22 protein-coding genes and 1 pseudogene are annotated in these 23,606 nt (G+C 59.9%); 10 read left to right on the forward strand and 13 right to left on the reverse strand.

The window, feature by feature from the left end; translation table 11 throughout:
• Together KVH01_RS04600 and KVH01_RS04605 are read left to right on the forward strand one after the other, a co-directional pair.
• Positions 1-939, forward strand: coding sequence for an MlaD family protein (locus KVH01_RS04600; protein WP_217880619.1), 939 nt, complete (start codon positions 1-3; stop codon positions 937-939).
• Positions 936-1,547: an ABC-type transport auxiliary lipoprotein family protein gene (locus KVH01_RS04605; protein ID WP_217880620.1), complete on the forward strand. Its 612-nt coding sequence runs from the start codon at positions 936-938 to the stop codon at positions 1,545-1,547. Before KVH01_RS04600 ends, KVH01_RS04605 begins: the two co-directional genes overlap by 4 nt.
• A gap of 92 nt (positions 1,548-1,639) precedes the next feature.
• Here the strand turns inward: KVH01_RS04605 and KVH01_RS04610 are convergent, their stop codons facing one another.
• The 5 genes from KVH01_RS04610 to KVH01_RS04630 form a co-directional block, all read right to left on the reverse strand.
• On the reverse strand, positions 1,640-2,869 hold the full coding sequence (locus KVH01_RS04610; RefSeq protein WP_043048350.1) for a nucleoside recognition domain-containing protein: 1,230 nt from the start codon (positions 2,867-2,869) through the stop codon (positions 1,640-1,642).
• Positions 2,870-2,967: 98 nt separating this feature from the next.
• Entirely contained in the window at positions 2,968-4,299 is a 1,332-nt protein-coding gene (gltP, locus tag KVH01_RS04615; protein WP_043048349.1) for a glutamate/aspartate:proton symporter GltP, read from the reverse strand.
• A 716-nt stretch (positions 4,300-5,015) separates the two neighbouring features.
• On the reverse strand, positions 5,016-5,483 hold the full coding sequence (locus KVH01_RS04620) for an inhibitor of vertebrate lysozyme family protein (RefSeq protein WP_043048347.1): 468 nt from the start codon (positions 5,481-5,483) through the stop codon (positions 5,016-5,018).
• A gap of 2 nt (positions 5,484-5,485) precedes the next feature.
• On the reverse strand, positions 5,486-5,650 hold the full coding sequence (locus KVH01_RS04625) for a DUF1328 domain-containing protein (RefSeq protein WP_003187386.1): 165 nt from the start codon (positions 5,648-5,650) through the stop codon (positions 5,486-5,488).
• A gap of 78 nt (positions 5,651-5,728) precedes the next feature.
• Positions 5,729-6,013, reverse strand: coding sequence for a hypothetical protein (locus tag KVH01_RS04630; protein ID WP_217880621.1), 285 nt, complete (start codon positions 6,011-6,013; stop codon positions 5,729-5,731).
• Between the two features lie 391 nt (positions 6,014-6,404).
• Here KVH01_RS04630 and algB point away from each other — a divergent pair, with 391 nt between their 5' ends.
• The gene (gene algB / locus KVH01_RS04635) at positions 6,405-7,751 is read left to right on the forward strand and encodes a sigma-54-dependent response regulator transcription factor AlgB (RefSeq protein WP_043048344.1); all 1,347 of its coding nucleotides are present in this window, start codon (positions 6,405-6,407) and stop codon (positions 7,749-7,751) included.
• Positions 7,752-7,761: 10 nt separating this feature from the next.
• On the forward strand, positions 7,762-9,549 hold the full coding sequence (locus KVH01_RS04640) for a KinB sensor domain-containing domain (RefSeq protein WP_043048342.1): 1,788 nt from the start codon (positions 7,762-7,764) through the stop codon (positions 9,547-9,549).
• Positions 9,550-9,643: 94 nt separating this feature from the next.
• Here the strand turns inward: KVH01_RS04640 and KVH01_RS04645 are convergent, their stop codons facing one another.
• The 6 genes and pseudogenes from KVH01_RS04645 to KVH01_RS29715 all read right to left on the reverse strand — a co-directional run bounded on the left by KVH01_RS04645 (position 9,644) and on the right by KVH01_RS29715 (position 15,139).
• Complete coding sequence (locus KVH01_RS04645) at positions 9,644-10,420, reverse strand: N-acetylmuramoyl-L-alanine amidase (protein ID WP_217880622.1); 777 nt, start codon at positions 10,418-10,420, stop codon at positions 9,644-9,646.
• An 88-nt stretch (positions 10,421-10,508) separates the two neighbouring features.
• Positions 10,509-12,569, reverse strand: coding sequence for a GGDEF domain-containing protein (locus KVH01_RS04650; protein ID WP_217880623.1), 2,061 nt, complete (start codon positions 12,567-12,569; stop codon positions 10,509-10,511).
• Positions 12,566-13,444: an endonuclease/exonuclease/phosphatase family protein gene (locus tag KVH01_RS04655; protein ID WP_043048339.1), complete on the reverse strand. Its 879-nt coding sequence runs from the start codon at positions 13,442-13,444 to the stop codon at positions 12,566-12,568. Before KVH01_RS04655 ends, KVH01_RS04650 begins: the two co-directional genes overlap by 4 nt.
• A gap of 10 nt (positions 13,445-13,454) precedes the next feature.
• The gene (gene dsbA, locus KVH01_RS04660) at positions 13,455-14,090 is read right to left on the reverse strand and encodes a thiol:disulfide interchange protein DsbA (protein WP_217880624.1); all 636 of its coding nucleotides are present in this window, start codon (positions 14,088-14,090) and stop codon (positions 13,455-13,457) included.
• 168 nt (positions 14,091-14,258) lie between these two features.
• Positions 14,259-14,885 carry a c-type cytochrome gene (locus tag KVH01_RS04665; RefSeq protein ID WP_217880625.1) on the reverse strand — a complete coding sequence of 209 codons (627 nt, stop codon included), beginning with the start codon at positions 14,883-14,885 and terminating at the stop codon, positions 14,259-14,261.
• A gap of 33 nt (positions 14,886-14,918) precedes the next feature.
• Positions 14,919-15,139, reverse strand: a pseudogene (locus KVH01_RS29715) (cytochrome).
• A gap of 192 nt (positions 15,140-15,331) precedes the next feature.
• Here KVH01_RS29715 and yihA point away from each other — a divergent pair.
• Positions 15,332-15,973 (forward strand): ribosome biogenesis GTP-binding protein YihA/YsxC, encoded by a 642-nt coding sequence (gene yihA, locus KVH01_RS04670; RefSeq protein ID WP_043048336.1) that lies wholly within the window; start codon positions 15,332-15,334, stop codon positions 15,971-15,973.
• 268 nt (positions 15,974-16,241) lie between these two features.
• Here the strand turns inward: yihA and polA are convergent, their stop codons facing one another.
• Complete coding sequence (gene polA / locus KVH01_RS04675) at positions 16,242-19,037, reverse strand: DNA polymerase I (RefSeq protein WP_217880626.1); 2,796 nt, start codon at positions 19,035-19,037, stop codon at positions 16,242-16,244.
• Between the two features lie 74 nt (positions 19,038-19,111).
• On the opposite strand from polA, the gene KVH01_RS04680 reads away from it, so the two are divergent.
• Together KVH01_RS04680 and KVH01_RS04685 are read left to right on the forward strand one after the other, a co-directional pair.
• The gene (locus KVH01_RS04680) at positions 19,112-19,402 is read left to right on the forward strand and encodes a DUF2782 domain-containing protein (RefSeq protein WP_016978788.1); all 291 of its coding nucleotides are present in this window, start codon (positions 19,112-19,114) and stop codon (positions 19,400-19,402) included.
• Positions 19,403-19,457: 55 nt separating this feature from the next.
• Complete coding sequence (locus KVH01_RS04685) at positions 19,458-20,411, forward strand: homoserine kinase (RefSeq protein WP_043048332.1); 954 nt, start codon at positions 19,458-19,460, stop codon at positions 20,409-20,411.
• A 171-nt stretch (positions 20,412-20,582) separates the two neighbouring features.
• Here KVH01_RS04685 and KVH01_RS04690 read toward each other — a convergent pair whose 3' ends face one another.
• Entirely contained in the window at positions 20,583-21,512 is a 930-nt protein-coding gene (locus KVH01_RS04690; RefSeq protein WP_217880982.1) for a zinc ABC transporter substrate-binding protein, read from the reverse strand.
• A 58-nt stretch (positions 21,513-21,570) separates the two neighbouring features.
• On the opposite strand from KVH01_RS04690, the gene zur reads away from it, so the two are divergent.
• Genes zur through znuB form a run of 3 tightly spaced genes read left to right on the forward strand, consistent with a single transcriptional unit; the run spans position 21,571 to position 23,604 of the window.
• Positions 21,571-22,053 carry a zinc uptake transcriptional repressor Zur gene (zur, locus tag KVH01_RS04695; protein WP_043048330.1) on the forward strand — a complete coding sequence of 161 codons (483 nt, stop codon included), beginning with the start codon at positions 21,571-21,573 and terminating at the stop codon, positions 22,051-22,053.
• Positions 22,053-22,823 (forward strand): zinc ABC transporter ATP-binding protein ZnuC, encoded by a 771-nt coding sequence (gene znuC, locus KVH01_RS04700; protein WP_043048328.1) that lies wholly within the window; start codon positions 22,053-22,055, stop codon positions 22,821-22,823. Before zur ends, znuC begins: the two co-directional genes overlap by 1 nt.
• Entirely contained in the window at positions 22,816-23,604 is a 789-nt protein-coding gene (gene znuB, locus KVH01_RS04705) for a zinc ABC transporter permease subunit ZnuB (protein ID WP_043048326.1), read from the forward strand. The genes znuC and znuB overlap by 8 nt, the downstream gene beginning before the upstream one ends.
• Positions 23,605-23,606: the final 2 nt, after the last annotated feature.

The following is a 23,606-nucleotide window of genomic DNA, read 5'->3' on the forward strand; positions in this document are numbered from 1 at the left end:
ATGGAAACCCGAGCCCATCATGTGATGATCGGACTGTTCAGCGTAATAGTGGTGGTCGGCGCGATGCTGTTTGGCCTGTGGCTGGCCAAGTCCAGCGTCGACAGCGCCTTTCAGGATTACGAAGTGATCTTCAACGAAGCGGTCAGCGGCCTGTCCCAGGGCAGCGCGGTGCAGTACAGCGGGATCAAGGTGGGCGACGTCACCAGCCTGCGCCTGGACCCCAAAGACCCGCGCCGTGTGCTCGCACGCATCCGCCTGGCCGGGCAGACGCCGATCAAGGAAGACACCCAGGCCAAGCTGGCGCTGATCGGCATCACCGGCACCTCGATCATCCAGCTCAGCGGCGGGACCCCGCAGAGCCCGGAGCTCAAGGGCAAGGACGGCAAGCTGCCGGAAATCATCGCGTCGCCATCGCCCATCGCGCGCCTGCTCAATAACAGCAACGACCTGATGACCAGCGTCAACCTGCTGCTGCACAACGCCAACCACATGTTCTCCCGGGAAAACGTCGAACGCCTGAGCAACACCCTGGATAACCTGCAACAAACCACTGGGGCTATCGCCGAGCAACGTGGCGATATCAGGGTGGTGATGCAACAACTGATGCAGGTGAGCAAACAGGCCGGTGCCGCCCTTGAGCAAACTACCGTGCTGATGCGCAGCGCCAATGGCCTGCTCAACGAGCAAGGCAAGCAGGCCTTTGGCAGCGCCGAGCGGGCGATGAAATCCCTGGAGCAAAGCACCGCCACCATCAATACCTTGCTGACCAACAATCAGGACTCGGTAAACAGCGGCATGCAGGGTCTTAACGAATTGGCGCCGGCGGTGCGAGAACTGCGTGAAACCCTTGGCTCGCTGCGCGCCATTTCCCGCCGCCTGGAAGCCAACCCCAGCGGTTACCTGCTGGGCAGTGACAAGAACAAGGAGTTCACGCCATGAAGCGTGTTTACCCAATGATCGCCCCTATCGTCCTGGCCCTGGTCAGTGGATGTTCGATCCTGCCCAAGCCGGACCCTTCAGACGTGTACCGCCTGGTGTCCACTCAACCCACCACCCAAGGCGCGCCGGTGAGTTGGTCACTGCGCGTGGCCAAACCCCAGACCAGCGAGTTTCTCGACAGTCCACGCATTGCCGTGGTGCCTGACGGCAACCTGATCAGCAGCTATACGAACTCACGCTGGAGCGATCCGGCGCCGGTGCTCTTACGCAACCGCCTGCTGGACGGCTTCCAACGCGATGGGCGAGTGACGTTGTTGAGTACCGACGAGACAAACCTGCAAGCCGACTATGAGCTGGGCGGGCAGTTGCAGGCATTTCAGAGTGAGTACAGTGGCAAAGCGGTAGACGTCGTGATTCGCCTCGACGCACGGTTGGTGCGCGGCAGTGACCAGAGGATTATTGCCAGTCGGCGGTTTGAGGTAAGACAGCCAGTGGGTGACACCAAGGTGCCCGCGGTGGTGGCAGCCTTTGGCAAGGCGGGGGATCAGTTGAATGGGCAGGTGGTGAATTGGGTGGTGCAGCAGGGCAAGGTTTCCTCTAAACGCTGACGGCCTCATCGGGAGCAAGCCCCCTCCCACATTTTGAACGCATTCGCAGATCAAGTGTAGGAGGGGGCTTGTCCCCGATAGCAATCTAAGGCTTAACCGAAGAACCAGTAGCACACCGAGATAGCCGCCACGACACCGGCAAACTCCGCCAGCAATGCACAGCCCACCGCATGCCGCGCCCGCTGGATGCCCACCGAGCCGAAATAAACCGCCAACACATAAAACGTGGTTTCAGTACTGCCCTGAATCGTCGCCGCCACCAACGCCGGGAAGCTATCCACCCCCTGGGTCTGCATGGTCTCGATCAGCATCGCCCGCGCCGCACTGCCGGAGAATGGCTTGACCATCGCCGTTGGCAGCGCGTCGACAAAGCGCGTATCCATGCCGGTCCAGGCCACTACATGGCGAATCCCCTCCAGGCCGAAATCCAAGGCCCCCGAAGCACGCAGCACGCCAACGGCACACAGCATCGCCACCAGGTAGGGCAGCAGGTTCTTGGCAACGTCAAAGCCTTCTTTGGCACCTTCGACAAAAGCCTCGTACACCTTGACCTTGCGCAGGGCGCCGATCACCAGAAACAACATGATCAAGCCAAACAGCGTGAGGTTGCCCAGGATCGACGACAAACCGGCCAGCGCCGTGGCCGACAGGGTCGCCAGCAGCGCCATGAAGCCGCCCAGTATCAATGCTCCGGGAATCAGGTAGGCCAGCACCACCGGGTCCCACAGCCGCAGGCGCTGCATCACCGCCACCGACAGCAGGCCCACCAGGCTCGACGCGCTGGTGGCCAGCAGGATCGGCAGGAACACCAGGGTCGGGTCTGCGGCGCCTTGCTGGGCGCGGTACATGAAGATGGTCACCGGTAACAGCGTCAGCGAGGACGCGTTTAGCACCAGGAACAGGATCTGCGCGTTACTCGCCGTGTTGGGGATCGGATTGAGTTCCTGCAGCGCCTTCATGGCCTTCAAGCCGATGGGTGTGGCGGCGTTGTCCAGACCCAGGCCGTTGGCAGCGAAGTTGAGGGTGATCAAGCCGATGGCGGGGTGGCCGGCGGGCACCTCCGGCATCAGGCGGCGAAACAGCGGGCCAAGGGCCTTGGCCAGCCAGTCGACGATCCCGGCTTTTTCGGCGATGCGCAAAAAGCCCAGCCACAGGGTCAGGGTGCCGAACAGCAGCACCATGACTTCCACCGACAATTTGGCCATGGCGAAAATGCTTTCCACCATTGCGGCGAAAATCCCGGCGTTACCGCCCACCAGCCATTGCGCCAGTGCTGACACCATTGCCACGACAAAGAAGCCAAGCCACAGGCCATTGAGCATCAGTTAAATCCCCCGAAAGATGGGGCGAATGATAACGGGGCTGGCAGAAACGACAAACCCCGGAATTATCCGGGGTTTGTGTCAGCGCAATCGAGCGATCAGCCGCGAGTGATCTCGCCGGCCGGCAGCGCTTCCTTGCTGCGCCAGTGCGGCAGGGAATTCCAGTAGCGCTCGCCCTTGGCATCGTCGTACATGCCTTCCCAGCGAGAGATAACCAGTACGGCCAAGGCATTCCCGATCACGTTCAGTGCAGTACGCGCCATGTCCATCACACGGTCGACACCGGCAATGAACGCCAAGCCTTCCAGCGGGATGCCCACACTGCCCAAGGTGGCCAGCAGTACCACGAAGGACACGCCCGGCACGCCGGCGATGCCTTTGGAGGTCACCATCAGGGTCAGGACCAGCATCAGTTGCTGGCCGATCGACAGGTCGATGCCATACAGCTGTGCGATAAAGATCGCGGCGATGCTTTGGTACAGGGTTGAACCGTCGAGGTTGAACGAGTAACCGGTCGGCACCACGAAGCTGCAGATCGCCTTCGGCGCGCCGTAGGCTTCCATCTTCTCGATCACACGTGGCAATACGGTTTCGGAACTGGCAGTGGAGTACGCCAGCACCAGCTCATCCTTGAAGATGCGCATCACTTTCAGGATCGAGAAGCCAAACAGGCGGGCGATCAAGCCCAGTACCGCAAAGGCAAAGAACAGGATGGCCACATAAACCAGGATCACCAGCTTGGCCAGCGGCAGCAGGGAGGCAAAGCCGAAGTTGGCGACGGTCACCGCGATCAGCGCAAACACGCCGATAGGCGCGTACTTCATGATCATGTGGGTAACTTTGAACATGCTCTCGGAAACGCCCTGGAACATGGTCACCAACGGCTCGCGCAGCTCAGGCTTGAGGCTCGACAAGCCCAGGCCGAACAGCACGGAGAAGAAGATGATCGGCAGCATCTCGCCACGGGCCACCGCTGCAAAGATATTCGATGGGATCAGGTTGAGGATGGTTTCGATAAACGCGTGTTCATGCTGCACCTCGGCGGCGGTCGCCTGGTACTTGGAGATATCGACGGTACCCAAGGTACTCATATCGATGCCGGCGCCGGGGTGGAACAGGTTGGCCAGCAACAGGCCGACCACGATGGCGATGGTGGTGACCACTTCGAAGTAAAGGATGGTTTTGACGCCGATACGTCCGAGCTTTTTCGCATCGCCTACACCGGCAATGCCGACGATCAGCGAGGAAATCACAATCGGGATCACGATCATCTTGATCAGGCGGATAAAGATATCGCCTGCCGGCTGCAACACATTGCTGATCCACCAGGCCTTTTCAGCACTGAAATGGTTGAGCACTGCACCGATTGCGATCCCCAGTACCAAACCGATGAGGATCTGCCAGGCGAGGCTTAGCTTTGCCTTCTTCATGTCATTACCCTTACTTCAAGTGGACTTAAGGCGAATGCGCCAGCTGGAACGCCCGAAAGCGAAAAAGTGTGAGCATCAGCCTCCATGGAAGGTCACCGCAGCGTGGCCGAAATGGCTTACTGGCAGGCGAAAAAAGGCGCAACTATTCCCATGCAAGGGAGCGACGTCTAATGCCGTAAACGCCTACCCTATGCCGAATCGGCATGGCTTTTTTTGAAAATAACTGTCCGAACGGTCAGTTCGAATACGCCATTAAGGCGGGTGAATATGCCGTGAAGCTGCCAAATCAGGCTCGCTCAGCGAAGCAGGACAACTTGAAGTGATTGGCAGAAATGCTTGAGAAATCCACCACCTAGCGCGAGAAAAGTCCTATGGCGCGACCGAAAATTTCTCGATAGATGGTCACGCGGACATACCCAGTAATGGTTGGCGTGACGCAAAAAGTAAAATCGCGGCTATGGAAGGCATGACAGGCGGGCATGAGAGTCATAAGCCCGCCGCAAGTTCAGCAAGCTTGAGGACTTGTGAACTTGCGTCGCAGCTTTTCGCCTGACCCGGCCCTTGCGCAGGCACTCCCTGTGCCCGTAGGTCACGCCGATCTCGATTGATCAGAGCAACCCGGCCCCCTGGTCATGCATCACTCTTGGCGAGCGATGCAGACAGAAAGAAGCGCAGGGGCTTCTTTCTATGGACGCAGGCTCCGTCTCAGACGGAACCTAGTACCAATTCGGATCTTTCTTCAGTTGTTCCATCAACAGCTTTTGCATGCCTTCATCCGGCTTACCGAGAAAACGGTAATCGGCATGCCGTGTCGGGGATTTGTCGGCCGGCAGACCAGCTGGGACTTCCACCAACATCGCGTAGGCATCTTCCTTATCGAAACTGAATGCCACGATGAGGCGCTTGTTCAAGCAGGTATCGGCAGTTTCGCAAAGCGGCCCCACCAGATACTTGTCACCGTCCTCTTCAACAGCATTCATTTGTTCGGCGGTACCCGACAGGTTCATCACCCATTCCGGCAGGCGCTGTTCTTTCTTCACCACGCCTTGCCAAGTCTCACGGTACTGCGGGTCCGCGCTGAGCAATTCGTTAGCCCGGGACTGACCGTCATTGGCAGCCATCGCCAGGCTGCTGCCGCCCAACAGCAGGGCGGCAGCAATGGCTTTAAAAGGCAGAGTGGTCATATTCAGCCTCGGCCTTTACGACCAAAGAAGAACGAAGCGATAAACATCACCAGGAAGACGACAAAGAGAATCTTGGCGATACCCGTGGCGGTGCCCGCGATACCACCAAAGCCCAGGACTGCAGCCACAATGGCGATGATCAGAAATGTGATTGCCCAACTCAACATGGTGATTCTCCTTATGCTTCTATAGAGGTAACAGCGGTAGTGCCGTACAGCCGCTCAATTCAAGCGACCTTGTCTTGCCTAGAACACCCAGCGCTCTTGGGTTGGCAGTTCTTCCAGAGTGGAATCCTGGTCGACCAAGCTCAAGTGCGGGGCAGTTACATTAGCGCTGGCGCTGCCAATGGAACGGAAATGGGTCTGAGTCATGACCGGACGTTCAAATTGCGGGGCTGGCTGCGCACTCTGCTGCCAATGCTGCATCTGCTGGCCGACAATCAGCGTGACCATCAATGCCAGACTGGCAAACAGGCCCTGCTGCATACGAAGCGGGGATACACGCAATTGGCTGAGGCTTTGGCGAGTCATTCTGCTGTTCTCCCGCATTCTGATTATTCGGTCATGACACTCTTGGGGGAGATATTGCAGAGTACATGCCAGTTTTATTGCAAAATAAAACTCAATAAAATCAATAAGTTAAATACACGACATAGATCTATCGCCTCGCATCCTGCACGATGCCCCGACGCGGCCCGTGCGAAATGCACGATGGCCAATGGTCGGGTCGAGGGATCTATCCCACCCACCTCGTTGCCGGAGTAGCAGGAAGGCATGAAAACGCCATCAGCCGGAGCCTATGCTGGAGGCGTGCAGATACCTGCACGGCCAAGTCTTTTATGAATCAGAATAAACCATGCAACTTGCCCGATTATTCCGGGACTAAACATCATCACATTTATAGTTAAGGAGCGCGGGACAGATGGGATCAGCCAAGGAACTTCAAGGCCGCATTCTTTTAGTGGACGACGAATCCGCGATCCTGCGCACGTTCCGTTATTGCCTGGAAGATGAGGGCTACACCGTAGCCACCGCCAATAGCGCGGCCCAGGCCGATGCCCTGATGCAGCGCCAGGTGTTCGATTTGTGCTTCCTCGATTTGCGTCTTGGCGAGGACAATGGCCTGGATGTATTGGCCCAAATGCGTATACAGGCGCCGTGGATGCGCGTAGTGATTGTCACCGCCCATTCCGCCGTGGATACCGCAGTCGATGCGATCCAGGCAGGTGCCGCCGACTATCTGGTCAAGCCTTGCAGCCCGGACCAGTTGCGCCTGGCGACCGCCAAGCAATTGGAAGTGCGCCAACTTTCTGCACGACTGGAAGCCCTGGAAGGCGAAGTGCGCCAGCCCAAGGATGGCCTGGACTCCCATAGCCCATCCATGATGGTGGTATTGGAAACCGCACGGCAGGTGGCCGGGACTGACGCCAACATCTTGATCCTCGGTGAATCCGGCACCGGCAAAGGCGAACTGGCACGAGCCATCCATGGCTGGAGCAAACGCTCCAAGAAATCTTGCGTGACCATCAACTGCCCATCGCTGACCGCCGAGCTGATGGAGAGCGAACTGTTCGGTCACAGCCGCGGTGCGTTCACTGGCGCCAGTGAAAGCACGCTGGGCCGGGTTAACCAGGCGGACGGTGGCACGCTATTTCTCGACGAGATCGGCGATTTTCCCCTCACCTTGCAGCCAAAACTGCTGCGTTTCATTCAAGATAAAGAATATGAGCGTGTGGGCGACCCGGTCACCCGTCGCGCCGATGTACGCATCCTCGCGGCTACCAACCTCAATCTGGAAGACATGGTGCGCGATGGCCGTTTCCGTGAAGACCTGCTGTACCGTCTCAATGTGATCACCTTGCACCTGCCGCCGCTGCGCGAACGCAGTGAAGATATTTTGACCCTGGCCGACCGCTTCCTGGCGCGTTTCGTCAAGGAGTACGCCCGTCCCGCTCGCGGCTTCAGTGATGACGCCCGGGAAGCGCTGCTCAATTATCGCTGGCCCGGCAATATCCGCGAGTTGCGTAACGTGGTGGAGCGCGCCAGCATCATCTGCCCTCAGGAGAAGGTCGAGATCAGCCACTTGGGGATGGCCGAGCAACCGACCAACAATGCACCGCGTATCGGCGCCGCACTGAGCCTGGACGAGCTGGAAAAAGCCCACATCGGCGCGGTACTCGCTACCAGTGACACCTTGGACCAGGCAGCCCGCACCCTTGGCATCGACGCATCGACACTGTACCGCAAACGCAAACAGTACAACCTGTGAGCAGGACCTTATGAAGCTCGCGATGAAACTGCGCACTCGATTATTCCTGAGCATCTCAGCGCTGATCACCGTGGCCTTGCTGGGATTGATCCTGGGCTTGGTCAGCGTCATGCAGATGGCCAAGACCCAGGAATCGTTGATCCGCAGCAACTTCATCACCCTGGACCTGGGGCTCAAGTTACGCCAGAGCCTGGGCGACCAGTTGATCATGATGCTGGAAAAACAACCCGATTCCGAGGCGCTGCGTGCCTCCAAGCGACACTACTTCGAGCTGCTGGATGAAGGTATCGCCCATGAGCAACTCGATGGTAGAGGCCATGGTTTCAGCCAAGCACGTGCCGATTACCAAAACCTGCTAGAGGCGTTTGATCAATCCCAACAGGCCTCGCCGCCTGCAGGCAGCAAGGAAAAGCTGACTGAAACCTTCAACGTGCTACGCAATGGGCTGATCGCCGATCACAAGCAGGCGCTGGAAAACATCAGCACCAGCGAGCATAAATCCCGCGAGCGTGCGTTATTGATCGCCGGCCTGCTTGGGCTGGTGGGGCTTGCGGTGCTGATCATCGGCTTCGTCACGGCCCATGGCATCGCCCGGCGTTTCGGTGGCCCCATCGAGGCGCTCGCCAAGGCCGCCGACAAGATCGGTCAGGGCGATTTCGAGGTTACGCTGCCTATCTCGTCAGCGGCAGAAATGAATCAGTTGACCCGCCGTTTCGGCATCATGGCAGAAGCACTGCGCCAACATCAGGCCACCAACGTTGATGAGTTGCTGGCCGGCCAGCAGCGCCTGCAAGCGGTATTGGACAGCATCGATGACGGCTTGCTGATGATTGATCGCCAAGGCTGCCTGGAACACCTCAACCCTGTCGCGCAGCGCCAACTGGGTTGGGACGAGGAGCGACTTGGCCAAGGCCTGGGCGAGGCCCTGGGTCGTGAGGAGATGGATGAACAACTGCAGCTGGTGCTGCGCGGCGGCAACCTGGAGCGGGCGCCGGATGACCTGGAGGTAGAAGTCGAGGGTGAGCTGCGCCTGCTGACTTACAGCCTGACGCCTGTCAGCCATACTCAGGGGCATATTCTCGGCGCGGTGATGGTGCTGCATGACGTCACCGAACAACGCGCCTTCGAGCGAGTGCGCAGCGAGTTCGTGTTACGCGCCTCCCATGAGCTGCGCACGCCGGTGACCGGTATGCACATGGCCTTCGGTCTGTTCCGCGAACGGGCCAAATTCCCGGCGGACTCCCGTGAAGCGGACCTGCTGGATACGGTCAATGAAGAAATGCAGCGCCTGATGCAGCTGATCAACGACCTGCTCAATTTCTCGCGCTACCAGAACGGCCTGCAAAAACTCACCCTGGGGGCGTGCGATGTGACTGACCTGCTGGAGCACGCACGGGCCCGGTTCGTCGAGCCTGCCAATGCGCAAAGCATTGAGTTGCTGGTGGAGACCCAGCCTGAATTACCGCGCCTGTACGCCGACAAGGTGCAACTGGAGCGGGTGCTCGACAATCTGCTGGGCAACGCCCTGCGCCATACCGCTGAAGGTGGGCAGATTCGCCTGCAGGCGCGACGTCATGGCGAGCGGGTGATTATCAGCGTTGAAGATAACGGCGAAGGCATTGCCTATGGCCAGCAAGGGCGCATCTTCGAGCCCTTTGTGCAGGTTGGCCGCAAGAAAGGCGGGGCGGGCCTTGGGTTGGCACTGTGCAAGGAGATCGTGCAACTGCATGGCGGCCGCATGGGTGTGTATTCGCGACCGGGGCAGGGCACGCAGTTCTATATGGCGCTGCCGTTGTAGGAGCGAGCTTGCTCGCGAAAAATGCATGAACAACGCGAGCTGCCTGACAGCACAACGTTATCGTCGAGGTTCTTCGCGAGCAGCAGGTACACAATCAGCGCTGGTTCAGGGCCCGTAGGATCGCGGCGCTTTCAGCATCCGGGGTGCCATCGAACAATGATGGACGGAAGCGCATCTGGAACGCTGCGATCACATGGCGCGTGGCTACATCCAGCTCCCCGGTCTGCGGCGTCTGGTAGCCCAAGCGAGCCAGTTCTTCCTGGAACCAGGTGATGCTAGGCAGTTGCGCGGCGTACTGCACCTGGAATCGGGCGACTGCCTGGGCATCCGGCCAAATGGCCAGGCCTTCTGCAGCCAAGCGCTTCCAAGGAAACAAAGGCCCCGGGTCCAGCTTGCGCAGCGGGGCAATGTCGCTATGCCCAATAATGTTCTTGGGGTCGATGCCATTACGCTTGCTGATGTCCTTGAGCAGCACGATCAGTGATTTTACCTGCGCCTCGGAGTACGGATACCACACGCGCCCCGTCGGCGTATCGCTGAACCCTGGGTTGACGATCTCAATACCGATGGAGCTGGAATTGAGCCAGGTGCGTCCCATCCACTCGCTTTCACCGGCATGCCAGGCGCGCTGGCTTTCATCCACCAGCTTGTAGATGGTGCCTGAAGCGTCGTCGCCGATCAGGTAATGGCTGCTGACCTGGCCATGGGTCAACAACGCCAGGGAGCGTTCAAGGTTAGTGGAGGTGTAATGCACGACAACGAACTGTATGCGGTTGTCGTGGTTCACCGAAGGATGGCTGGTGTTCAGGCGCGGGCCGCTGGCGCAACCGGCGAGCAGCAGCAACGCAAAAGCGATATACAAAGATTTCATGGCAGAAGCATTACACTGAAAGTCGATAATGCAACAGTGTAACGTAACGTGTATGCCAAGGCGGTCAAATTACAAAATGGAACATCTTTTATGCCGCCTGTACCTGGTTCCGTCCCGCCGCCTTCGCCTTATACAGCGCTTCGTCGGCGCGCTTGAGTGCCAGGTCGCTGCGCTCGCCGGGCTGAAACTGCGCCACGCCCATGGACACCGTGATCGTCACCGGTTCGCCCTTGAAGTGAAACGGGCAGGCGGCGATGGCCCCGCGCAACCCCTCACCCACGGCCAAGGCATCCGCCAAGGTTGAATCGGGCATCAGCAGCACGAACTCCTCGCCGCCGAAGCGTGCGATGAAGTCGGCGGGCCGCAGGCGCTTGCTCAGCACATTGGCAATGATCTTCAAGACCTTGTCGCCCGCCAGGTGACCGTAGCCATCGTTGATACGCTTGAAGTGATCCAGATCGAGCATGGCCAGCGACAGACTGTTGCCGCGCTGATGCCAGGCGTTGACTTCATAATCGAGACGCTCGCTCCAGGCTGCACGATTGGGCAGGCCGGTGAGCGGATCGATCAAGGCTTTCTGGCGCTGTACTTCCAAGTGCTCGCGGTAACCCAGGGCTTCCTGTTCCATGTTGGCCACCCGCTCCGCCAGGCCTTTGAGGCGTGCGGCCACTTCCTGTTCGCGCTGGTCACGCTGCTGCTGATGGGCGTCCATGGTGCCGAGCAAGCCTTCGAGGTGGCTTTCGAGCACTTGCTTGAGGCTGTCCAGATCGGCGGCGTCCTGCACGCTGCTTTGCAGCCCGTCGACCTGTTCACGGATCTGCGTATCCAGTTCCCGCGCAGCCAGGCTGCTATCGGCATGGTCTGCGCTGGCGACCTGCAGATGACCCTGGAATGCCTCGAGGCGCTCGTTGAGTTGCTTGAGGTAAGCCTCGAACTCATGCTGGCCGCTGTCAGTGATCGCCAGCATCAGCACCGCCAAGTCATCGAGGATCGGCAGCAGTTCGTACCAGTTCAGGCCATGGGCGAGACGCTCACGCATGGCCTCGGCCTGGGGCCGGTGGCGCTCGGGCAACGACAGGTCTTCCAGCAAGCCGAGTAAAGTGTCTTCAATGTGCTTGGCCACCGAGCTGTAGGACGGTTCGGGCGAATCAGGCAGGGCGTATATCCCGCCTGATTGCAGGTCGTCTGGCTCGGGGCTTTCCAGCACAGGCGGCAGAGACAGGCTGCCGATGGTGGTTTCCTCGGGTATGTCTACTTGAACCTGCGGTGCTTCGATAAAGGCAGCGAGTGCACTTTCATGCGCAGGCTCCGCAATCGGTGGCTCCTGCCTATCCGGTTCAGATGCTTGCGTAGACGCAACTGCTGGCGACTCAAGAGCGGGCGCCTCGACTACAGGTGCGTCGCTGACGTGTTCCACTTTGGCCGGTGAAACAGCCTCAGGCTTCAAGGCCGCAGGTGTTTGCGGCAGCGGCGCAAAGGCACGCAAGGCTTGTGTCAATTCGTCCGATTGCGTGGGCTCTTGCGACTCGGGCGCTGGTTGTGGCGCAGCGGTCTTCGGCGGCGCCACGTGCGCTGGAGACAGTGGCTCAGCGTCGGCCACCGGGGCTTCACTCGATGCATCCTTGCTACCAAACAGACGTTGCAGCAGACCCGGACCCGGACGTACGGTTTCGCTCTCAGGCTCCAGGTTATTCAGTGCCTGCCCTTGCAGGCTGCTCAGCTCACTGAGCAGCAGCGGTATCTCCCGCGCCTGCCCGACGCGGCCATCGAGCTGCTTGGCGAAGGTTTTCAGCGGCCGCGCCACCTCGCGGGGCAGCGGGAGCTTTTGCAACTGGGCAACCAAGGCGGTGAGCGCGGTGCTGATCTGGTCGATCCGGGTTTCGCGGCGCTGCTCGGAATCGAGCACGGCCTTTTCCAAGCGCGGCAGCAAGGCGGCGAGGGCTGCGTCCATATCGTCGGTACGCACGACGTCACGCATTTCCTTCATGCATTGATCGACGGCGCGATCGGTCCCCTCAGCGGCCAGCGTGCTGCGTACCAGCCCGCGGCGCAGCAGGTCGAGGCGGGCAGCCCAGCGGCGTTCGAGCTTGTCTTGCTGCTCAATGCTCTTGAGGTATTTCTCTTTCCAACGCTGGGCGTCGTCGCTCATGCAAGCGGTCCGCTGGTGCCTGGGCTCAACACGGGGAATGCATCAGCCGTGAGCGAACCCGGCAAACGAATCTCTACCGCAACCGGCAGGTGGTCAGAAATGGGCTGAGCGAGTACCTGCACGCTTTCCAGCGTAAGGGTCGGGCTGAGCAAAATATGATCAAGGCAACGCTGCGGGCGCCAGCTCGGGAACGTGGCCTCGACTTGCGGCGCCAATAGTCCGAGGTCGCGCAGCGGAGAATTCTGCAACAGGTCATTGGCATGGGTGTTCATGTCACCCATCAGCACCTGATGCTTGTAGTTGCCAATCATGTCACGCACGTAGGCCAGTTGCAGGTTGCGCGTGCGCCCGCCGAGCGCCAGATGCATCATCACCACCACCAAGGCTTCCGGGCCTTCGCCGAAACGCACAAGGATCGCTCCGCGCCCCTTTGGGCCCGGCAATGGGTGATCTTCGATGGCGGTGGGTTTCAGGCGGCTGAGCACGCCATTGCTGTGCTGCGCCAGGCGCCCGAGGTTGCGGTTGAGTTGCTGGTACCAATAAGGGAAAGCACCGAGCTGGGCAAGGTGTTCCACCTGATTGATGTAGCCGGAGCGCATGCTGCCGCCGTCGGCCTCCTGCAAGGCGACCAGGTCGAAGTCGTTGAGCAGCGTGCCGATTTTCTGCAGGTTACCGGCCCGACCATTGTGGGGCAGCAGGTGTTGCCAGCCACGGGTAAGGTAGTGCCGGTACTTCTCGGTACTGATACCGACCTGGATATTGAAGCTGAGCAGGCGCAGACGGCTGTCCGGCGGCAGCCCCGTGGACTCCAGGTGGTGCTCGTTGACCTGCGGGTCATGCAGGCCAACAGCGCGTTCGGTACGCCAGCGGCGCATAACGAGCCCCTTACTTGGCTGCCCGCTCTTTGGCGATCAGCTGGTCGGCGACATTGAGGGTCTGCTCAGGACCACCGGTAGAGCCCAGGTCGAAACGGTACTTGCCGTTGACGATCAGGGTCGGAACGCCTTGCACGCCGTATTTCTGTGCAAGTTCCTTGGCCTGCTTGATCTGGCCCTGGATGGCGAAGGAGTTGAAAGTGGCCAGGAACTTGTCCTTGTCGACACCCTGGGTGGCGACGAAGTCAGCCATTTCGTCCGGCTTGGTCAGGCGCTTGCCCTGTTTCTGGATCGCTTCGAAGACGGCGTTGTGGACCTTGTGCTCCACGCCCATGGCTTCCAGGGTCAGGAACAGTTGACCGTGAGCGTCCCACGGGCCACCGAACATGGCAGGGATACGACGGAAGTTAACGTCCTTGGGCAGCTTTTCAGCCCATGGGTTGATGGTCGGTTCAAAGGCATAGCAATGCGGGCAGCCGTACCAGAACAGCTCCACCACTTCGATCTTGCCTGGCACCGAAACCGGAACCGGGTTGCTCAGTTCGACGTAGGTTTTACCGGCTTCAAGCGGCACGTCGGCAGCTTGTGCGGTCATGCCGAAGAGGCTGGCAGTGACGAGAGCGGCGCTGAGGATCAGATTACGCATGCTTTACTCCTGGACAAATAAAGTCGCCTCACGCGACCTTTGTTGTGACAGGTCTACGCGGGCATGAGTTCGTTAGTGTAACGGCAGCGGCCACAAAAAAGGGCGGCCTGGGCCACCCTTTTTATGCTTGCATCGCGGGATTAATCGAGTGTTAACGTCGCGTGCATCTTAATGCAGGCCTTGGATATAACTGGAGACGGCTGCAATGTCTTCGTCACTCAGCTTGCGGGCGATGGTACGCATGATTGCCGCGTCGCCGTCGTTAGCTCGTCCAGCCTCTTCCTTACGGAAGTCGGTCAACTGTTTAGCGATATAGGTAGCGTGCTGACCACTCAGATGCGGGAAGCCTGCAGAGGCTATGCCAGCGCCGTTCGGCGAGTGGCAACCTGTACAGGCCGGCAGGCCCTTTTCCAGATCGCCGCCACGGAACAGCTTCTCTCCGCGGGCAACCAGTTTAGGATCAGCAGCTCCCACACTGCCTTTCTGGCTGGCAAAATACGCCGCGAGGTCCGCCAGGTCCTGATCGTTGAGGTTGGTCAGCAAACCGGTCATTTCCAGCACCGTGCGCTTGCCATCCTTGATGTCGTGCATCTGTTTGCTCAGGTAGCGTTCACCCTGGCCTGCCAGTTTGGGAAAGTTCGGCGCCGGGCTGTTGCCATCCGGCCCGTGGCAGGCACCACACACGGCGGCCTTCGCTTGACCGGCAGTGGCATCACCTTTGACGGGGCCCTCTGCAGCGACGGAAGCGCCTGTGATGCCCAAGGTCAACAGCAGACTCACGATCAGTTTGTTCATCAGCTAATCCAACTACGGCTAAGGGTTTAAGAGTTATCTACCGGGTTTACTCACCATCAACTCAATGACGGCCTGGTAATCCTCAGTACTGCAGTCCATGCACAAACCACGCGGCGGCATTACCTTGAAACCCTGGGTCATGCGTGGCAAAAGCGTGACCACGCAAACTCGGTTGTACAGCGCTTCCGGATCCTGTGTAGCCTGAGCGCCATAAGCGGGTCCAGGACGCCAGAAGCGGCAACCATTGAGGCCATACATCGACCTTTTCAGGGTTTGAGAGCGTTTTGCGTTCTAATGCGCAATAAAGGTCTTTCGCTCCCGTGAACTTCATCCTTCGCTGGGACAAAGCACACACAAAATCTGCGGCATTATATACTGGCGCTACTGAAACGGAAACGACACCGCTTGCCGCACCCTTTTTCGGCACCGCCCACATCGGAAATCTCATGCAACTCAAGAATCCCATCCTCGGCCTGTGCCAACAGTCCACGTTTATGCTCAGCGCCGCCAAAGTGGACCAATGCCCCGATGACGAGGGCTTTGAAGTCGCCTTTGCCGGCCGTTCCAACGCCGGTAAGTCCAGCGCACTGAACACCCTGACCCACGCCAGCCTGGCACGCACCTCAAAAACCCCGGGCCGCACGCAACTGCTCAATTTCTTCAAGCTAGACGATGATCGGCGTCTGGTCGACCTGCCTGGCTACGGTTATGCAAAAGTGCCTATCCCGTTGAAGCTGCACTGGCAGCGTCACCTCGAGGCTTACCTGGGTGGCCGCGAGAGTTTGAAGGGCTTGATCCTGATGATGGACATCCGTCATCCAATGACCGATTTCGACCTGCTGATGCTCGATTGGGCTGTCGCCAGCGGCATGCCGATGCATATTCTGCTGACCAAGGCCGACAAGCTCACCTACGGCGCAGCCAAGAACACCTTGCTCAAAGTGCAGTCCGAAATCCGTAAGGGCTGGGGCGACGCGATCAGTATTCAACTGTTCTCAGCGCCAAAACGTATGGGCCTGGAAGAGGCTTACACCGTATTGGCCGACTGGATGGAATTGGCGGACAAGGGCGCAGAAGTTACCGAGTAACTTTCCTGCGGGCAAAAAAAACCCCGGACTTCGTATGGGGAGGGAAGTTCGGGGTCCAAGTTCCGGACCGCTAGGGCGGGGTCCAGATATCTGCCAACACTTAACACAACATAGGAGCATTGAAGGGCTTCACCACCCATTCAGTAACTCTGAGTCGCAATTCACAGGTTAAGTTCCGGCAGGCCCGAAAAACTATTGGAAATAACTGACGGCGATTTCCGATCTGAAGCGCTGCACCACCCCACGCAGGGGTGGCGCAGCCGCAGGATCAGTGCGCTTGGTCCCAGTTGTCGCCCACGCCCACATCCACCACCAACGGCACATCCAGCTGTGCTGCGCCGCTCATATGTTCGCGGATCTTCTCGCCGACCTGCGCCACCAAGTCTTCGCGCACCTCAAGTACCAGTTCATCGTGCACCTGCAGGATCACCTTGGCATCCAGGCCCGACTCGGTCAGCCAATCATCCACCAACACCATGGCTTTCTTGATGATATCCGCCGCCGTCCCCTGCATCGGCGCGTTGATCGCTGTGCGTTCTGCCGCCGCGCGCTCCTGAGGCTTGTTGGAGTTGATATCCGGTAAGTACAGCCGGCGACCGAAGAACGTTTCTACATAACCCTGGTCGGCAGCCTGGGCACGAGTGCGCTCCATGTACTCGCGAACTCCGGGATAACGGGCAAAGTAGACATCGATATAAGCCTTGGCGGTCTTGGTATCGACACCAATATCCTTGCCGAGCTTCTGGGCGCCCATGCCATAGATCAGGCCAAAGTTAATGGCCTTGGCGCTACGGCGCTGATCAGATGTGACTTGGCCCAGCTCGACCTTGAACACCTCGGCCGCCGTGGCCGTGTGCACATCCAGATTATTGCGAAAGGCATTCATCAAGCCTTCGTCCTTGGACAGGTGCGCCATGATCCGCAGTTCGATCTGCGAATAGTCCGCCGCCAGCAGTTTGTAGCCCTTGGGCGCGACGAACGCCTGGCGAATCCGCCGTCCTTCGGCAGTGCGCACCGGGATGTTCTGCAAGTTCGGGTCACTGGAGGACAGCCGCCCGGTCGCCGCCACGGCCTGATGATAAGAGGTGTGGATGCGCCCGGTACGCGGGTTGATCTGCTCAGGCAGGCGGTCGGTGTAGGTGCTCTTGAGCTTGCTCATGCTGCGGTACTGCATCAGCACCTTGGGCAACAGGAAATCATCTTCAGCCAGCTTGGCCAGCACTTCCTCGGCGGTGGATGCCTGGCCCTTGCCGGTCTTCTTCAACACCGGCAAGCCCAGTTTTTCATAGAGGATCGCCCCAAGCTGCTTGGGTGAACCCAGGTTGAACGCTTCGCCGGCGATCTCGAAGGCCTGGCGCTCCAGCTCGACCATTTTGTTACCCAACTCAATGCTCTGGATGCCCAGCAGCTCCTTGTCTACCAAAGCGCCCTGGCGCTCGATACGTGCCAGAACCGGCACCAACGGCATCTCGATATCGGTCAGCACACTGGCCAGGCTCGGAATCGCGGCCAGCTTCGCGTGCAGTTCCTGATGCAGGCGCAAGGTCACATCGGCATCTTCGGCGGCGTAAGGGCCGGCCTGCTCGAGGGCAATCTGGTCGAAGGTCAGTTGCTTGGCACCCTTGCCGGCGATGTCCTGGAAGCTGACCGTGTCGTGGTCCAGATACTTCTTCGCCAGGCTGTCCATGTCGTGGCGGGTCGCCGTGGAGTTCAGCACGTAGGATTCGAGCATGGTGTCGAAGGCGATACCACGCACAGTGATGCCCTGTGCAGGGTCGCCACCGATGGCGCAGTTGGCGAGGATGTTCATATCGAACTTGGCGTGCTGGCCAACCTTGAGTTTGGTCGGGTCTTCCAGCAGCGGTTTCAGGGCCAGCAGCACGGTGTCCCGGTCCAATTGATCCGGCGCGCCGATATAGGAATGGGTCAGCGGGATGTAGGCGGCTTCGTGGGGCCGCACAGCGAACGAGAGCCCGACCAATTGCGCCTGCTGGGCGTCGATACCGGTGGTTTCGGTGTCGAAGGCAAACAACGGCGCATCGTGGAGTTTCTTCAGCCATACGTCGAACGTGGCCTGGTCCAGGATGGTGGTGTAAACCGCCTCTACCGGTACCGATATAACAGCCTCAACCAGCGTTTCGGCGACAGGCACAACCTCGCTCGCCGACTTGAGCTCCACGCGCTTGGCATCGCGCAGGATCTCTTCGTACCAGCTCTTGAACTCAAGCAGCGTGTACAGCTCCAGCAGCTTCTCGCGGTCTGGCTCGATCAGGTGCAGATCATCCAGGCCCACCTCCAGCGGCACATCGATCTTGATCGTCGCCAGCTGATAGGACAGGAACGCCATTTCCTTGTGCTCTTGCAGCTTGGCCGGCAGGGTCTTGGCCCCGCGGATAGGCAGGGTCGGCACAATATCCAACTGCTCATAAAGCTCTTTGAGGCCGCCATTGACCCCCACCAGCAAGCCGGAAGCCGTCTTCGGGCCAATGCCCGGAACGCCTGGGATGTTGTCGGACGAATCTCCCATCAGCGCCAGATAGTCGATGATCTGCTCCGGAGCGACGCCGAATTTCTCCTTTACGCCCTCAACATCCATCGAACTACCCGTCATGGTGTTGACCAAGGTAATGTGCCCGTCGACCAACTGCGCCATGTCCTTGTCGCCGGTAGAAATCACCACCGGGCGGTCAGCGGCCGCGCTGCTGCGGGCCAGGGTGCCGATCACGTCATCGGCCTCGACGCCTTCGACGCACAGCAAAGGGAAGCCCAGGGCGATCACGCTCTGGTGCAGCGGCTCGATCTGCAGGCGCATGTCATCGGGCATGCTCGGGCGGTTGGCCTTGTATTCGGCGAACATTTCATCGCGAAAGGTCCCGCCCTTGGCGTCAAAGACCACCGCGAAGGGGCTGTCCGGGTACTGCTTGCGCAGGCTTTTGAGCATGTTCAACACGCCCTTGACCGCACCGGTCGGCAGGCCTTTGGAGGTGGTCAGCGGTGGCAGCGCATGGAAGGCGCGGTACAGATAAGAAGAACCGTCCACCAGGACGAGGGGCGATTGGCTCATGAGCAGGATCAACCTTTTCGGCGGGTCAGGCGCTAGAATAGCCGGACCAATGAAAACAAAGGGACAAGGTTATCATGCGTACATTCAATCGCCTGCTGTTGACCGGCTTGATTGCACTCGCTCCGATGGCTGCCATGGCGGCAGACAGTGCGCCTGGGGGTGATCCGGAAGTTACCATTCGCACGGAAGGCGACAAGACGATCCAGGAATACCGCCAGAACGGTTTCCTGTATGCGATCAAGGTCACGCCCAAAGGTGCACCGCCGTACTTCCTGGTGCGCGCTGACGGAACCGATGCGAACTTCATCCGTTCTGACCAGCCGGATATGCTGATCCCGTCATGGAAGATCTTCGAATGGAAATGATTTCTTAATTTTAACCGGCGCCGCCCACGGCCGCGCCCGTAACGGCAGTTTAACCATGTCTGTGTTTACACCCCTGGCTCGGCCCGAGCTGGAAACATTTCTCGCACCCTACGGGCTCGGCCGCCTGCTTGATTTCCAGGGGATTGCCGCCGGCAGCGAAAACACCAATTTCTTCATCAGCCTGGAACAGGGCGAGTTTGTCCTGACCCTGGTTGAACGCGGCCCGGTGGCGGAAATGCCGTTCTTCATCGAACTGCTTGACGTGCTTCACGATGCTGACCTGCCGGTGCCTTACGCTCTGCGCACCACCGATGGCATCGCTTTGCGCGAGCTCAAGGGCAAACCGGCCTTGCTGCAACCGCGCCTGGCTGGCAAGCACATCAAGGATGCCAACGCCCAGCATTGCGTCCAGGTCGGCGAGCTGCTCGGCCACCTGCACCTGGCCACTCAGGGCGCAAAGGTGCTGGAGCGCAAGACCGACCGTGGGTTGGATTGGATGCTCAGTGAGGGCGCGCAGCTGATTTCGCACCTCAACGACGCACAACAGCGCTTGCTGCAGGACGCGTTGAGCGAGATCGAAGCTCACAAAGCCGACATCCTCGCCCTGCCACGGGCCAACGTGCACGCCGACCTGTTTCGCGACAATGCGATGTTTGAAGGCACGCACCTGACCGGCCTGATCGACTTCTATAACGCTTGCTCGGGGCCGATGCTCTACGACGTCGCCATCGCCTTGAACGACTGGTGTTCGGATGCCGATGGCGTGCTTGACGGGCAACGTGCCCGGGCACTGTTGGGGGCCTACGCAGGACTGCGACCGTTCACCGCGAAGGAGGCCGAGCTATGGCCGACCCTGCTGCGCGTGGCGTGCGTGCGCTTCTGGCTGTCACGACTGATCGCCGCCGAATCCTTTGCCGGGCAGGATGTTCTCATTCACGATCCCGCGGAGTTCGAACACCGCCTGGCGCAACGCCAGCAGGTCAGTGTCCACCTGCCGTTCGCGCTCTAAAGAAGATCTGCTCGGTCAAAAATGTGGGAGGGGGGCGGTGCGACGATTCGACTTGCCCCCGATTGTGGTGGGTCAGCAACGGATATGTACTCGGTCTGATCCAACATCCTGGTTGGCTGTCAGGCCGCCATCGGGAGCAAGCCCCCCTCCCACATTTGGCCCCATTGAGGCTTACAACGACTCCAGGCACCCTGCCAAGTCGTTGCCTAGCTTCTCCAGCACCTGCTCATAACCCTGGGCGGTAGCCGGGGTATAGCCACCCAACGCATCCAGCTCCGCCAACTTCACTGGCAACCCGGCCACCAGCGTCTCGGCCAATCGCGGCCGCAACGGCGGCTCGCTGAACACGCAGGTCTTGCCCACCTCCTGCAAGCGCGTGCGCATCGCCGCTACATGCTGGGCGCCTGGCTGCACTTCGGCGGCCACGCTGAACACACCGGCGTGCTTGAGGCCGTAAGCCTCTTCGAAGTAGTCAAACGCCTCATGGAATACGAAGTAAGGCTTGCCATCGACGCCCGCCAGTCGCTTTTTCAAGCGCGTATCCAACGCATCCAGGCGCTCACCGAAGGCTTTTGCGTTGCCCTGATAGCGCTCGGCATTCGCTGGATCAGCCGCACTGAGATCGGCAGCCATGCGCGTGGCGATTACCCGCGCGTTCACCGTTGACAACCATAAATGCGCATCGACGCTGCCAGGGCGATGATCATGGTCATGTTCGTCGGCATCGTCGGCGTGGGAGTGGCTATCTTCGCCGAAAATACGTAATTTCATCCCAGGCAGGTCCTGGACGGCTACGGTAGCGGTCGTACGGCCTTTCAGCACGCGGGGCAGAAAGGTCTCCATATCCGGCCCGATCCAATACAACAGGTCCACCGACTGCACACGCCGTACATCGGATGGGCGCAACGCGAAGTTATGCGGCGATGCCCCCGGCGGCAGCAATACCTCCGGAACAGCCACCCCGTCCTGCACAGCAGCGGCAATCAGTTGCAACGGTTTGATGCTCGTCAGCACCTTGACCTCGGCCTGGGCGGCACTGGCAACGAACAAACTGGTGACAAATACGACAAAAACGGCAAAAAGTCGGGACACGATGACCACTCGATGGCGTAGGAACGGGTAACATAATAACGTCTCTATCAAATATCTGTCGCCGCTCATGCCTAAAACACCGCTTGCCAGCCGTCCCCACGACCACTCTCACTGCGTGCACACTGCATTGTCGGAGGCCGATACCCTGTGCGCGCAGAAAGGCTTGCGCCTGACCGCCTTGCGTCGCCGGGTGCTTGAGCTGGTCTGGCAGAGCCACAAGCCGCTGGGCGCATACGACATTCTCGGCGTACTCAGCGAGCAGGACGGCCGTCGCGCCGCGCCGCCTACCGTATACCGCGCGTTGGATTTCCTGCTGGAAAACGGCCTGGTGCATCGTATCGCTTCGCTCAACGCCTTTGTCGGCTGCAACCACCCGGAGCACGCGCATCAGGGTCAGTTCCTGATCTGCCGCGAATGCCACGCCGCCATCGAGCTTGAACAAAAAAGCATCAGTGACGCCATTATCAAAAGTTCTGCCGAGGTCGGCTTCAAGGTCGAAGGGCAAACGGTCGAAGTGGTCGGCCTGTGCGCGGGCTGCCAGGGGGCTTGATGAGCAACGCCTTAATCCGCCTGGAACAGGTCGGCGTCACATTCGCCGGGCAAAAGGTGCTGGATAACATCGCGCTGAGCGTGGAGCCTGGGCAAATCGTCACCTTGATCGGGCCCAATGGCGCCGGCAAGACCACCCTGGTGCGCGCCGTACTCGGCTTGCTCAAGCCCGACAGCGGCAGCGTGTGGCGCAAGCCCAAGCTGCGCGTGGGCTATATGCCGCAAAAGCTGCATGTGGACCCGACGTTGCCGCTGTCCGTATTGCGCTTCCTGCGTCTGGTGCCCGGCGTCGACCGCGCCCGCGCGCAGGCCGCACTCAAGGAAGTCGGCGCCGAGCAGGTGATCGACAGCCCGGTACAAAGTATCTCCGGCGGCGAAATGCAGCGTGTGCTGCTGGCCCGTGCTCTGCTGCGCGAGCCGCAGCTACTGGTACTCGATGAGCCCGTACAGGGCGTCGACGTCGCCGGCCAGGCCGAGCTTTACAGCCTGATCACCCGCTTGCGCGACCGCCATGGCTGCGGCGTGCTGATGGTCTCCCACGACCTGCACCTGGTGATGAGCACTACCGACCAGGTTGTCTGCCTCAACCGCCACGTATGCTGCTCCGGCCATCCGGAGCAGGTCAGTAGCGACCCGGCTTTCGTCGAGCTGTTCGGCAAAAATGCCCAGAGCCTGGCGATCTACCACCACCATCACGACCACGCTCATGACCTGCATGGTGCCGTCGTCGATACTCCCCACGTCCATGGAGATAGCTGCAAGCATGGCTGATTTTCTGCTCTACGCCCTGCTGGCAGGCTTGGCTCTGGCACTGGTGGCGGGCCCATTGGGCTCGTTCGTGGTCTGGCGGCGCATGGCCTATTTCGGCGACACCTTGTCCCATGCCGCGCTGCTGGGCGTGGCCATGGGCTTCTTGCTGGATGTTAGCCCGGCCATCGCCGTGACCGTGGGCTGCCTGTTACTGGCGGTGCTGCTGGTGACCCTGCAACAGCGCCAGCCGCTGGCCTCCGACACGTTACTGGGCATCCTCGCGCCGAGCACCCTGTCCCTGGGCCTGGTGGTGCTGAGCTTCATGCATGAAGTGCGCATCGACCTGATGGCTTATCTATTCGGGGATTTGCTGGCGATCAGCCCGACTGACCTGGCCTGGATCCTCGGCGGCAGCGTGGCCGTGCTGACGCTGCTGGTGACCCTGTGGCGGCCGTTGCTGGCGATCACGGTGCATGAAGAGCTGGCCACGGTGGAAGGCTTGCCGGTGCCCGCCCTGCGCATGGCGTTGATGTTGTTGATCGCGGTGGTGATTGCTGTCGCGATGAAGATAGTCGGCGTATTGTTGATCACGTCGCTGCTGATCATTCCCGCCGCCGCCGCCCAGCGCCATGCTCGCTCTCCGGAGCAGATGGCAATCGGCGCCAGCTTCCTGGGGATGCTGGCAGTGTGCGGGGGCCTGGCGCTGTCCTGGTTCAAGGACACCCCGGCCGGACCGTCGATTGTGGTTACGGCGGCCGCCCTGTTTCTGCTGAGTTTTGTCCTGCCCCGTCGAGGGGTGTAGAC

Source organism: Pseudomonas khavaziana (genome assembly GCF_019145205.1).
Taxonomy (GTDB): domain Bacteria; phylum Pseudomonadota; class Gammaproteobacteria; order Pseudomonadales; family Pseudomonadaceae; genus Aquipseudomonas; species Aquipseudomonas khavaziana.

What these genes read in the sequence shown, in the direction of transcription:
- KVH01_RS04600 (WP_217880619.1), top strand. Translation starts at nt 1, where the DNA reads ATGGAAACCCGAGCCCATCATGTGATGATCGGACTGTTCAGCGTAATA.
- KVH01_RS04605 (WP_217880620.1), top strand. Translation starts at nt 936, where the DNA reads ATGAAGCGTGTTTACCCAATGATCGCCCCTATCGTCCTGGCCCTGGTC.
- KVH01_RS04610 (WP_043048350.1), bottom strand. Translation starts at nt 2,869, where the DNA reads ATGCTCAATGGCCTGTGGCTTGGCTTCTTTGTCGTGGCAATGGTGTCA.
- gltP (WP_043048349.1), bottom strand. Translation starts at nt 4,299, where the DNA reads ATGAAGAAGGCAAAGCTAAGCCTCGCCTGGCAGATCCTCATCGGTTTG.
- KVH01_RS04620 (WP_043048347.1), bottom strand. Translation starts at nt 5,483, where the DNA reads ATGACCACTCTGCCTTTTAAAGCCATTGCTGCCGCCCTGCTGTTGGGC.
- KVH01_RS04625 (WP_003187386.1), bottom strand. Translation starts at nt 5,650, where the DNA reads ATGTTGAGTTGGGCAATCACATTTCTGATCATCGCCATTGTGGCTGCA.
- KVH01_RS04630 (WP_217880621.1), bottom strand. Translation starts at nt 6,013, where the DNA reads ATGACTCGCCAAAGCCTCAGCCAATTGCGTGTATCCCCGCTTCGTATG.
- algB (WP_043048344.1), top strand. Translation starts at nt 6,405, where the DNA reads ATGGGATCAGCCAAGGAACTTCAAGGCCGCATTCTTTTAGTGGACGAC.
- KVH01_RS04640 (WP_043048342.1), top strand. Translation starts at nt 7,762, where the DNA reads ATGAAGCTCGCGATGAAACTGCGCACTCGATTATTCCTGAGCATCTCA.
- KVH01_RS04645 (WP_217880622.1), bottom strand. Translation starts at nt 10,420, where the DNA reads ATGAAATCTTTGTATATCGCTTTTGCGTTGCTGCTGCTCGCCGGTTGC.
- KVH01_RS04650 (WP_217880623.1), bottom strand. Translation starts at nt 12,569, where the DNA reads ATGAGCGACGACGCCCAGCGTTGGAAAGAGAAATACCTCAAGAGCATT.
- KVH01_RS04655 (WP_043048339.1), bottom strand. Translation starts at nt 13,444, where the DNA reads ATGCGCCGCTGGCGTACCGAACGCGCTGTTGGCCTGCATGACCCGCAG.
- dsbA (WP_217880624.1), bottom strand. Translation starts at nt 14,090, where the DNA reads ATGCGTAATCTGATCCTCAGCGCCGCTCTCGTCACTGCCAGCCTCTTC.
- KVH01_RS04665 (WP_217880625.1), bottom strand. Translation starts at nt 14,885, where the DNA reads ATGAACAAACTGATCGTGAGTCTGCTGTTGACCTTGGGCATCACAGGC.
- yihA (WP_043048336.1), top strand. Translation starts at nt 15,332, where the DNA reads ATGCAACTCAAGAATCCCATCCTCGGCCTGTGCCAACAGTCCACGTTT.
- polA (WP_217880626.1), bottom strand. Translation starts at nt 19,037, where the DNA reads ATGAGCCAATCGCCCCTCGTCCTGGTGGACGGTTCTTCTTATCTGTAC.
- KVH01_RS04680 (WP_016978788.1), top strand. Translation starts at nt 19,112, where the DNA reads ATGCGTACATTCAATCGCCTGCTGTTGACCGGCTTGATTGCACTCGCT.
- KVH01_RS04685 (WP_043048332.1), top strand. Translation starts at nt 19,458, where the DNA reads ATGTCTGTGTTTACACCCCTGGCTCGGCCCGAGCTGGAAACATTTCTC.
- zur (WP_043048330.1), top strand. Translation starts at nt 21,571, where the DNA reads ATGCCTAAAACACCGCTTGCCAGCCGTCCCCACGACCACTCTCACTGC.
- znuC (WP_043048328.1), top strand. Translation starts at nt 22,053, where the DNA reads ATGAGCAACGCCTTAATCCGCCTGGAACAGGTCGGCGTCACATTCGCC.
- znuB (WP_043048326.1), top strand. Translation starts at nt 22,816, where the DNA reads ATGGCTGATTTTCTGCTCTACGCCCTGCTGGCAGGCTTGGCTCTGGCA.